The sequence below is a fragment of the uncultured Holdemanella sp. genome, from assembly GCF_934772795.1.
Taxonomy (GTDB): domain Bacteria; phylum Bacillota_I; class Bacilli_A; order Erysipelotrichales; family Erysipelotrichaceae; genus Holdemanella.
Genome location: NZ_CAKVMR010000071.1, coordinates 1 through 10,387, shown reverse-complemented (window position 1 = coordinate 10,387; position 10,387 = coordinate 1). Strand labels below are relative to the sequence as shown.

The 10,387-nt window shown below is 34.5% G+C and carries 9 protein-coding genes and 1 pseudogene; 1 reads left to right on the top strand and 9 read right to left on the bottom strand.

The features are described 5' to 3' along the window. Window positions 1–333: 333 nt before the first annotated feature. The 3 genes from Q0F04_RS10260 to Q0F04_RS10250 form a co-directional block, all read right to left on the bottom strand. Window positions 334–1,275 (bottom strand): glycyl-radical enzyme activating protein, encoded by a 942-nt coding sequence (locus Q0F04_RS10260; RefSeq protein ID WP_295752990.1) that lies wholly within the window; start codon window positions 1,273–1,275, stop codon window positions 334–336. After that, window positions 1,238–3,544 carry a formate C-acetyltransferase/glycerol dehydratase family glycyl radical enzyme gene (locus Q0F04_RS10255; RefSeq protein ID WP_295752988.1) on the bottom strand — a complete coding sequence of 769 codons (2,307 nt, stop codon included), beginning with the start codon at window positions 3,542–3,544 and terminating at the stop codon, window positions 1,238–1,240. The genes Q0F04_RS10260 and Q0F04_RS10255 overlap by 38 nt, the downstream gene beginning before the upstream one ends. Before the next feature lie 63 nt (window positions 3,545–3,607). After that, window positions 3,608–4,330: a DeoR/GlpR family DNA-binding transcription regulator gene (locus tag Q0F04_RS10250; protein ID WP_295752986.1), complete on the bottom strand. Its 723-nt coding sequence runs from the start codon at window positions 4,328–4,330 to the stop codon at window positions 3,608–3,610. A 64-nt stretch (window positions 4,331–4,394) separates the two neighbouring features. On the opposite strand from Q0F04_RS10250, the gene Q0F04_RS10245 reads away from it, so the two are divergent. Further along, a complete protein-coding gene (locus tag Q0F04_RS10245; protein ID WP_295752984.1) occupies window positions 4,395–5,696 on the top strand; it encodes a sodium-dependent transporter in 1,302 nt (433 codons plus the stop codon). Here the strand turns inward: Q0F04_RS10245 and yfcE are convergent. The 6 genes and pseudogenes from yfcE to Q0F04_RS10215 form a co-directional block, all read right to left on the bottom strand. Next, window positions 5,656–6,201, bottom strand: a complete 546-nt coding sequence (gene yfcE, locus Q0F04_RS10240) for a phosphodiesterase (protein WP_295752982.1) — start codon at window positions 6,199–6,201, stop codon at window positions 5,656–5,658. The two genes, Q0F04_RS10245 and yfcE, sit on opposite strands and share 41 nt — an antisense overlap. A 48-nt stretch (window positions 6,202–6,249) precedes the next feature. Beyond that, on the bottom strand, window positions 6,250–7,899 hold the full coding sequence (locus Q0F04_RS10235; RefSeq protein ID WP_118116365.1) for a diphosphate--fructose-6-phosphate 1-phosphotransferase: 1,650 nt from the start codon (window positions 7,897–7,899) through the stop codon (window positions 6,250–6,252). A 76-nt stretch (window positions 7,900–7,975) separates the two neighbouring features. After that, entirely contained in the window at window positions 7,976–8,620 is a 645-nt protein-coding gene (locus tag Q0F04_RS10230; protein ID WP_295752979.1) for a CatA-like O-acetyltransferase, read from the bottom strand. An 8-nt stretch (window positions 8,621–8,628) separates the two neighbouring features. Further along, window positions 8,629–9,492, bottom strand: a complete 864-nt coding sequence (locus Q0F04_RS10225; RefSeq protein WP_295752977.1) for an EamA family transporter — start codon at window positions 9,490–9,492, stop codon at window positions 8,629–8,631. 65 nt (window positions 9,493–9,557) lie between these two features. Next, entirely contained in the window at window positions 9,558–10,010 is a 453-nt protein-coding gene (locus tag Q0F04_RS10220; protein ID WP_278729282.1) for a peroxiredoxin, read from the bottom strand. 86 nt (window positions 10,011–10,096) lie between these two features. Beyond that, window positions 10,097–10,387: pseudogene (locus Q0F04_RS10215) on the bottom strand (hypothetical protein); the annotation flags it as partial.

Genomic DNA, 10,387 nt, shown 5'->3' with positions numbered 1-10,387 from the left:
TTTTCAAAGATCATGTGCACCTCAGCAGTGCTCATCTATATTACCAAATCATTCCTCTTTCGTCAAATGTTTTTTTAAATTTTTTTAAAAATATGTGAATTTATTTAAATAAATCATTAACACAGTGCTTACACACAAGTCATATAATAATGACTTGAAATACTTAAAAGACTATAAATAAAGGAATAATCGATATTCGATTCAACACGAATCATCTCAACGTTTATAATTATACGACAACACATTTCATTTACTTTTCTCAAAGAGAGAAAATTTCGGACTACTTTCATATATCAAAAATATAATTTAATTTAAAAAAGGAGCCTACGCTCCCTATTCAATAATTAAATTTTTTATACCATTCTGTTTAGCACAATCATAAAATTCCTGCATCTTTTCACTGGAGTACATCTTTGGATTTTCTTTGAAACAATACTCCATATCTAAATATGCATATTTAGATTGTGCTAAAGGATTATAATTCAAAATTTCATAATGAACATCTTCATAACAAGAAACTAAAAACTTTGATATAGAAGAAATATTATCAAAGGATACAGTCATTGTCGGAATCAAAGGCGTACGAACGATCACGTGCGCTTTTTTATTACTCTGAAGTAAATACGCAATATTTTTTAATATTTTTTCATTTGAAACACCCGTATATTGTTTATGCAAATTCTCATCATACAACTTACAATCACAATAAATCTGATCCAAATAAGGCAAAGCCTTTTGTACATTTTCTAAATCCGTATACAAACTTGTTTCAATAGCCGTATGAATTCCTTTTTCTTTACATACCTTTAATACATCAACCAAAAAATCACTCTGTAAAAAAGGCTCACCCCCAGAAAAAGTTACGCCACCTTCTCTTTTAAAGAATATTTCATCCTTTAAAATTTCATGAACACATTCCTCCACAGTATACTTTTTGGCATCCATACTCAAAGCTAGAGTCGGACACACATCACAAATCGCATTCCAATCTTCATTTGCATTTCTTGAAATACAAATTTTATCATCCACACATTTGACTCCACCATGTTTTGATGCGTGCACACAACCAAGACAATGCATACACTTGGATTCCATATACAAGACTTGTGGTAAATACGATAATCCCTCCGGATTTTGGCACCACTTACAACGAAGGGGGCATCCCTTAAAGAACACCGTTGTACGAATTCCTTTTCCATCGTGCGTCGCAAAACGCTTAATATCAAATATATATCCCTTAGATGTTGTCATAACTTGTCCTTGCGATGATTTCATCCTGTAATTCTCCAGCTAGTTCTGTAAAATACGCAGTATATCCTGCTACACGAACCGTCAAAGAACGATATTGATCTGGATGTGCTTTGGCATTCAATAAATCTTCTTTACGAACCACATTAAATTGAATATGTGGAATCTCTAAGTCAACAAATGTACGCATAAAGTTCGCAAACTTATCAATACCCGATTCTGTCTTAAAGAATTCTGGTAAAAATTTCATATTTAATAAGCCACCATTTGTCGTACAAGAATTATCTAAATGCGATACTGATTTTAACACAGCTGTAGGCCCCTTTAAATCACGACCATATACTGCCGATAATCCACCATCCGCTAAAGGTGTTTTGGCTAGTCTTCCATCGCAGCTAGCTCCTACATTTTCTCCCATTGGAACATGTGCACTTACCGTATACATTCCTGTATGATATTCTCCATTACGGTAATTTGTATATTTTCTTAATTTATTTCTAAACTTCAATGCCCATTTTGCACCAAGCTCATCCACCCAGTCCACATCATTTCCATACTTAGGCGCACGATTCAGTAACATTTGACGCATAACTTCATTATTTACAAAATTTGATTGTAATGCATTCTCTAAATCATCTGCACCAATTTTTCTTTCATCATATACAAGCTTCTTTAAAGCCGCTAAACTATCCGCAAGGTTTGCCACCTGAATCATTTGAATACCTGATAAATTATAATGTGCACCACCACGCGTTACATCCATGCCTTTTTCCATACAATCATCAATGACACTTGATAAAAAGGCCGTTGGTAAAATATCAATGTGTGCTTTTTCCACTTCTTCTAAACATGGAATCATTTTATCGATAAAATAATCCATCATTTTTTCAAATGCCGATTCCAATTCAGAAAATGAAGTATAGGTACTTAACGATCCATAGTCAGGGCCCATCTGTTTTCCAGTTAATAAACAACGACCATGATTCAAAGTCAGTTCTAAGACTTTATTCATATTAAACATACCCGAATCGGACCAACCTAAGTTATTTCCCTGTGTTGTAAGCTCCACACAGCCAACAATCGCATAATCCATGGCATCTTCATGGGATATACCTAAATCTTCCATAGCCTTGATAATTGCCTTATCATTGAAAAATTGTGGCATTCCACTTCCTTTTGAAACAACGCGAATCGCATGTTTTAACAGTTCATCATTGGTATGTTCATGAAGTCGAACAGATAAGTTTGGTTGAGGAAGACCAATATCTTCTTGGGCCTTTAAAAATAAATGACTCAATTCATTACTAAAATCATTTCCATTTTGATTTTGTCCACCCACACAAATATTAAATCCAATTGGAAAACCCGCAAAATATTTAGCGCTATGCGCATTTCTTAAATATACGATCTCATTGAATTTCAACCATAAACATTCGATCAATTCTAAAGCTTCATTTTCCTTTAACATACCCGAATCTATATCTTGTTTATAGTAAGAATATAAAGTTTCATCTAAACGACCCGGAGAAAAACTAGATGCGTTGCTTTCCATATGTAATACGACAAATAAAAACCATAAGGATTGTAACGCTTCATGGAATGTAGAAGCTGGATGATATGCAAGTTTTTCACAAATTTCAGCCACATCTTTTTTATTCATTTCCAAAGCTAAATCATGATAGCGAAGCATAAACTTCTGCACACCTTGCATGACTAAAATAACACATTCATAAAATTCTTTTTGTGAGTTTGAACATGTCTCAAGATGTTTTTTTGAAATATCAATATAGCCTTGTGGACCAAGTTCTAACCATTCCTTTACATTCGGACAAATATGTCCTTGTGCATGATCGGTTTGATTGACTTTTACTACTTTAGAAATGGTACTGATTTCTTCTCCAAAACGATTTTTAATGACATCCTCCAAACTTTTACCTTTCCAATACGGAACGATCACCTTACGAAAAGTTTCAATATCTTCCGAATGTACATTAAACTTATCTTGAGAACGAGTTGGAATTGTTTCAAATTCACGGTCTACCCAAGAAATTCCACTTTCCGGAAAAACAACACCATAACGAACACCCTTTGTACGATTCCCTACAATCAATTCTTCAGGTTCCATACCAATTTCAATTTCATTTAATGCGTTATACAAAGAAAGTGCACGCTTATAAGGGATGGATTTATCTTCATTTTCTTGATATGTACGAGTAATGATCAATGCTTGTTCAATACTTACAAAGCGTGGTTGAGACAACATTTTATCTTTCAGAATAGAAATACGATCTAACATAGTAAGCCCTCCATTTACAAATCCATTATAAAAAGAACTATGATCAAAATCAATAGTTCTTTATTACTTTTTATTACTTTTTATTGTTTGTAAGATTCCATAAAACGCATCCACCTTGGCATACTCATAATTCCCCATTTGGTAAAACTTATCCGAATCCGCCAACATATATGCCTTTTTCGATTGTTTTAAAACAATCCGTTTTGTTTGTCCATCATTTGGCATATAAGTCATAACACTACCAGATTCTAAATCTATGCCTACCACGCCTAAAAAGGCTACATCAAAATGAAATCGTTGAAGAAATTCATCACACATATTGCCTACAAAGCCATTTCTTGCATAATCAAATTCTCCACCAATAAAAATCGCATGAATTTGACTTGAAGAAAGAATTTGAATTACATCCAACATATTGGTAACAACTGTAATATTTGAAATAGGGTTTAATACTAATAATTTAGCCAATTCAATATTCGTAGTCGAAATATCTAAAAAAATGGTCATATTCGGTTCTATCAAATCATAGGCCATTTGCGCTATTTTTTGTTTCTCCTTACTATTCACATTCTTTCTAGAATTCGCATCCTCTAAATGAACATTTAAACGATTCAATATCGCTCCACCATATATCTTTTTACATTTCCCTTTCGATTCTAAAAAAGCTAAGTCTTTACGAATTAAATCAGGTGTTACACCAAAACGTTTACTTAAATCTTTGACTAATACTTTTCCATTCTCTTGTAAATCTTCTAATATTAAATTTTGTCTTTCTTCTACAAACATACATATCTCCTGTTTAATCATTATATCATTTTTATGGTATACTTAAAAACATCGAGGTATTACTATGAACAAAAATGGAAATTTTAAAAGCACGGTGGGATTTGTGTTAGCCTGCGTAGGTTCTGCCGTAGGAATGGGAAACATATGGATGTTTCCATATCGCTTAGGACAATATGGTGGCGCTGCCTTTTTAATTCCATATCTTATCTTTATCACCTTATTTGGTCTTGTTGGTTTATCGGCTGAATTTGCGCTAGGAAGAATGGCAAAAACAGGAACACTAGGTGCCTATGCATATTGTTGGAAAAACAAATTCGGTAAATATATTGGATGGCTTCCACTACTAGGATCACTTGGCATTGCGATTGGATATAGTGTCATTTTAGGATGGGTCTTTCGAAGTATTCAAGGCGTAGTCACAAATGAACTATTCACCAATAATATTCCTGCTTTCTTTACGAATATGACACAATCCTTTTCAAACGTGCCTTGCCACTTTTTAGTCTTGTTTATTACTTGTCTACTTTTATTTACAAGTGCCACAAATGCGATTGAAAAAGTCAATAAAATATTGATGCCAGCCTTCTTTATTTTGTTTATATTTTTAGCTATTCGTGTCAGTCTATTTGATGGTGCGATTGAAGGTTATAAATTCTTATTTGTACCTAAATGGGAATATTTACTCAATAAAGAAACATGGATCATGGCTATGGGCCAAGCCTTCTTCTCCTTATCCATTACAGGTTCAGGAATGATTGTATATGGAGCTTATTTAAAGGATGATGTAGACATTCCAAAGGCAAGTATGCAGACGGCTATATTTGATACAATTGCAGCGATGCTAGCGGCACTAGCCATTATGCCAGCTGTATTCTCTTTTGGCATTGATCCAGTCAGTGGTCCTAGTTTAATGTTTTTAACACTTCCAGAAGTCTTTAAACAAATGCCACTTGGCAACTTCTTTGCCCTATTCTTCTTTATTTCAGTATCTTTCGCCGGAATCACAAGTTTAATCAACATGTTAGAAGCTGTGTGTGAGTCTTGGCAAAACCGCTTTAATATTTCAAGAAAAAAAGCTGTTTTACTTTGTGGCATAATCACATTCATCATTTCTGTATGCATCGAAAATGGCGATATTGTCGGTCAATGGATGGATGTTGTCACAATCTATATTATTCCTTTTGCAGCCTTACTTGGTGCCATTACCATATATTATGTTTTAGGATGGAATGATTTAAAACAAGAATTAGACAAAGGAAGAAAAAAGCCGGTTGGACCGACTTTTAAGTTCTTAGGCAAATATGTATATGTATTTCTTGCCATCATTATTTTGATTTTGGGAATTCTTTACAACGGTATTGGCTAAGTGTTTCTAAATCTTTCCAAGTAAATACACAGTCCTCGAGTGTCATATAACTATGAGGGCTGTTTTCTTTTGGGATTGAAACAGAGCCTGGATTCATATAAATAACTCCATCTCGATCTTCCATTGTTGGAACATGTGTATGTCCACATAGTAATAAAGATCCAGGTTTTAGCTTAACCGGTTTTAAATGTCCATGTGTACAATAGATAAAAAGTCCATTTATGTCCAACACCGAATAATCGGCTAAACATGGAAAATCCAACACCATTTGATCGACTTCACAATCACAATTTCCACGAACACATAAAATTGAATCTGAAATAGAATTTAACATTTCAATTACTTTTTTAGGTGCATAATCTTTTGGTAAATCATTTCTAGGTCCATGGTATAAAATATCCCCCAATAAGATCAATCGATCTGGTTTTTCGTATTTGTAAGCATCCATTAGTTTTTGACAATAATAGCTTGAACCATGGATATCACTTGCGATCATATACTTCATAAGTTTCTCCTTTAAGAAAAAAGAATGCCGAAGCATTCTTTTTATTTATTATTCACCTTTTTCTAAAGCCAATGTACGAGTTGTTAAATCACATACTTCAGTTGGTCCATAGTATTGGATAGCTCCTGGATAAGTATATGCAGTTTCAACAGCCCATGTATCACGGTTTGCTTCGAAATATTTGAATGGTTTACCATCTAATTCAACCAATGCTTTTTTGATAACTGGTTTGTCTTCACCATTACGACGTTCGATGTTCATCATCTTAGTGATTGGCATACCACCAGCAACCCATTCTTCAGCTGGTTTAGATAAGTTAGATACTTTTGATAAATATCCATTATATCCGTATTGGATCAACATGAATGCGTTGTATCCTAATGAGTAGCAATAGTCAGCATCGAAGTTTGATGGGAATGCACAACGTCCTTCGTATCCGAAGAAGTGGTGTAATGCGTTGAATTTACCTGTGAATCCTCTTTCAGTTAATTTGTCTTTAACTAAAGCTGAGAACAATTTTTCTGATTCAATTAAAGATACCTGTACGTTTCCGTGTGGATCTCTTTCTAAGAATAATTGTTGTTGGATAGTTTGAGGTAAGATTGCGAATACAGCCATTGATTCAGCAGTTAAACCTTTTTCAATGAATGCATATTTTTCTTCCCAGCTACCTAATGCGTTAAATTCTTCTGTTTTGTTTCCAGCTAACAATTCGTTGATTTCAGCAATCAATGCTTTAAATTCTGGAACGAATTCAACTACACCTTCAGGGATGATCGCAACACCGAAGTTGTTTCCATTTGCAGAACGTTTTTCAACTGCATCAGCAATGTAGTCAGCGATTTCAGATAAAGATTGTTTTTTAGCAGCAACTTCTTCTGAAATTAAACAAATGTTTGGTTGAGTTTCTAAAGCACATTCCAAAGCTACGTGACTTGCACTACGTCCCATAACTTTTACAAAGTGCCAGTATTTTTTAGCAGAGTTTGCATCACGTTCGATGTTTCCGATTAATTCACTATATGTTTTAGTTGCAGTATCGAATCCAAATGAACATTCGATGTCTTCGTTTTTCAAGTCACCATCGATAGTTTTTGGACAACCGATAACTTGAACACCTGTATTGTGAGCAGCAAAGTATTCAGCTAATACAGCAGCGTTTGTGTTTGAGTCATCTCCACCGATAATTACGATAGCAGTGATTCCGTGTTTTTCACAAACTTTTGCAGCAACTGCGAATTGTTCTTCAGTTTCTAATTTTGTACGTCCAGATCCGATAATATCAAATCCACCAGTATTTCTGTATGCATCGATATATGCATCATCGAATTCTACATAGTTGTCTTCTAATAATCCAATAGGACCATTTTTAAATCCGTAAAGAACGTTTTCTTTACTAGTAGCTTTTAATGCATCGTATAGACCACAAATAACGTTGTGTCCACCAGGTGCTTGTCCACCAGATAAGATTACACCTACAACTTGTTTTTTAGCTGCAGAAGTATTTTCTCCTTTTTCGAATGTAATTTCTTTTTCTCCGTAAGTGTTAGGGAATAAAGCCGCGATTTTTTCTTGGTCAGCAACACTTTGAGTTGCGTTTCCTTCCTTAACACAGATTTCTGAAATACCATTTCTTAACATTCCAGGCAATTTTGGACTGTATTGGTATCTAGCTTTTTGAAGTGGTGATTGATTCATTTTTATATCTCCTTTTCAATTTATACCTACATAAAAAATTTTATAACAATTTGCCTAAAAAGTAAATACGACGCCTTTATTTAAGGTTTGACAGTAAACATTTTGCACTTACTTCCTCTTGTAAATATTCAAAGAACAAGCCAATATGATACCCATCCGCTACGGCATGCGCAATTGTGATATTTACTGGCATCCGATAATTACCATCATATTTTCCAGCTGTGATAATAGGAAAGAATGCTGCACCTCCATTGACCACACGACTTGAAACAGCAGTAAATGTTGTCCATGGCGTGCATGAAACACAATAAAAGTTAGCTGGTTGGCCAGATTTTACCTTAATACCTCTTTTGGTTTTACCTACTTTCATATCGTAAGTAATATTCTTGTAGAAAGAATCAAAATCATCTGTAAAATCTGTCCAACAATCTGAAAACGTATGATCTTCTTCATGGAAAATCGTATAGTTAGGAACTAAATGATCCCACACACATAAATCTCCATTTTTATCTTTAAACATTCGAAAATTATCAATTCGATTCAATACTTTAGTCACACAATAAATCAATGTCGGATAAAATTTATATCCATTTGTATGGCAAAAATCCAATAAATCTGTCACATCAATATTGGCCGTCATATTCACTTCAACATTTAAATTATTTGTATAATACAAATAATGCTCTTTACGACACCAATTATCTAAATCAATTTTCTTCATAAAACCTCCTACATCATTGCCATAATGACAGTACCCACTGTAATCAAAATCAAGCCTAGTAACGCCTTCTTTGATAGCTTTTCCTGAAATACAACACGAGAAAAAATAATCGTTACAAGTATACTCAATTTATCAATGGGCACAACGATGCTTGCAGGTCCATCCTGTAAAGCACGGTAGAAACACAGCCAAGATCCTCCTGTCGCAAAACCAGATAAGATGATAAACAAGAGTTCTTTTCGATCAATACCTTTTATTTCAGACTGCTTATTTTTCACGAACACCATAAGCCAAGCCATGACCAAGACAACACTTGTACGAATGGCCGTACCTAAATTAGAATCAATTCCAGAAATACCAACCTTACCTAAAATGGATGTAAGACTCGCAAATACAGCTGATAAAATCGCGTACACCAACCAGCTTTTATCTGAAGAATTAGATTCAGATGCATCTTTTCGATTGATCATCAACATCGTACCCACACCAATCATGCATACACAGCCAATTTTAACTAAAGACAAGCCTTCATGAAAGAAAATCAAAGCCAAAAGAATCGTTAAAATCGTACTCGATTTATCAATAGGTACAACCTTATTGACATCCCCATTTTGTAGCGCCTTGAAATAACATAGCCAGCTAGCTCCTGTTGCGATGCCAGATAAGACTAGAAATAATAGTGTCTTTTCACTAATTTCAGTAATACCCGATAGTGTTCCAGTGATTAAAGTCATTACCCACGAAAAAACTAAAACCACAATGGTTCGTATGGCTGTTGCCACATCGGAATCTGTTTTTGAAATACCACATTTTGCGAGTATGGAAGTGATTCCTGCAAAAAAGGCAGAACCTGTCGCATATATAATCCACATACTATCACCCTACAAAATGATATACCTCATAACATTTTAATACAAACACAAAAAGGAAGCAGTGTCTAAACTACTTCCAACATATTTTCGGCATCATTGGCCGCTTTTACTTTATCATTTGCACGAACTATAATCCCAGATTCATCAATTAAATAGGTTGTGCGAACCACACCCATAGATACCTTTCCATAATTTTTCTTTTCTTTCCACACATCATAAGCTTCAATCACTTTTCTTTCTGGATCTGCCAACAATGTAAAGGCAAGACCATACTTTTCTTGAAACTTCTTATGAGAAGCCACCGTATCTTTACTCACGCCTAAGATGACAGCGCCTTTTTCTAAGAATTGTGGATATCTTTCAGAAAAGCCACAAGCCTGCTTTGTACAACCCGCCGTATTATCCTTTGGATAAAAATATAAAATAACTTTTTTACCTCTATAATCACTTAATTTGTGCATCACACCATCTTGATCCGGCAATTCAAAATCAGGTGCTTGAATTCCAATTTCTAACATATGTATTCTCCGTTCTGTTAAACAGATTATAGCATTTCAAGCAATTTAAGCATACCCATATGCACAAAAGGAAGCATACTTGCTTCCTAACGTTTTTTCTTACTCATTTTACTCGATCTGAATTGAGCCTGTCTTTGTGCCTTCTTTGTAGGTTTTACATTGAATTGTTTCTTTTCTAATACACAAACACTTTCAACGGTATTCCCTTTGTCCCACAAAAGCTCCGTAACTTCCCCGCCATCCTTGAACACCGGAAAATTCAGGCCAATCCGCTTTAGCGGATATTCAGACTCGTCATTTCTGTAAATTTCAATTTCCTTAATCAAGGCTGTGACCACATTTCTCTTTTCTTCGTCATTTATTATATTATAAACGCA

Coding starts and splice junctions, on each gene's coding strand:
- Q0F04_RS10250 (WP_295752986.1), bottom strand. CDS start 4,330: ATGTTTGTAGAAGAAAGACAAAATTTAATATTAGAAGATTTACAAGAG.
- Q0F04_RS10245 (WP_295752984.1), top strand. CDS start 4,395: ATGAACAAAAATGGAAATTTTAAAAGCACGGTGGGATTTGTGTTAGCC.
- Q0F04_RS10235 (WP_118116365.1), bottom strand. CDS start 7,899: ATGAATCAATCACCACTTCAAAAAGCTAGATACCAATACAGTCCAAAA.
- Q0F04_RS10230 (WP_295752979.1), bottom strand. CDS start 8,620: ATGAAGAAAATTGATTTAGATAATTGGTGTCGTAAAGAGCATTATTTG.
- yfcE (WP_295752982.1), bottom strand. CDS start 6,201: ATGAAGTATATGATCGCAAGTGATATCCATGGTTCAAGCTATTATTGT.
- Q0F04_RS10220 (WP_278729282.1), bottom strand. CDS start 10,010: ATGTTAGAAATTGGAATTCAAGCACCTGATTTTGAATTGCCGGATCAA.
- Q0F04_RS10225 (WP_295752977.1), bottom strand. CDS start 9,492: ATGTGGATTATATATGCGACAGGTTCTGCCTTTTTTGCAGGAATCACT.
- Q0F04_RS10260 (WP_295752990.1), bottom strand. CDS start 1,275: ATGAAATCATCGCAAGGACAAGTTATGACAACATCTAAGGGATATATA.
- Q0F04_RS10255 (WP_295752988.1), bottom strand. CDS start 3,544: ATGTTAGATCGTATTTCTATTCTGAAAGATAAAATGTTGTCTCAACCA.